Below are 481 nucleotides of genomic sequence, written 5' to 3' on the forward strand. Positions count from 1 at the left end.
GGCGATTGCGGCGCCTGTGGCGGCGTCGGCATGGCCGAAGGCGTGCGGCTGAAGCGTGGCGCCGGCGCGGGCTGCACCACGCCATCCACCTCGACGAATGTGCCGCGCGCCTTCAGATGCGGGTGCGACGGCGCCTCGGCAAACGACAGGACCGGCGCAAAGCAGACATCGGTGCCTTCGAGCAGATCGCACCAAGCCGCGCGCGTGCGGGTGCGGAACGCGGCGGCGAGCACCTCGCGGGTATGCGGCCAGCTCGTGGTGTCCATCTGCGGGCCGATGGCGTCCGCCGGGATGCCCATGCGCTCCAGCAACTCGGCATGGAAGCGTGCCTCGATCGGGCCGATCGAAATCCATTTTCCGTCGGCGCAGGCGTAGACATCGTAGAACGGCGCGCCGGAGTCCAGGATGTTGGTGCCGCGTTCGGGCTGCCACTTCCCGGCCGCCGCCAGCCCGAAGAACGTCATCGCCATGGACGCGGTGC

At 70.1% G+C, this 481-nt stretch carries 1 protein-coding gene; it reads right to left on the reverse strand.

What is annotated here, in order from left to right:
• The coding region (locus AC1U89_RS24695; protein ID WP_479902247.1) for a CoA transferase at positions 1-470 on the reverse strand (470 nt) is incomplete at its 3' end.
• Positions 471-481: the final 11 nt, after the last annotated feature.

Source organism: Caulobacter sp. 05T431 (assembly GCF_056665975.1).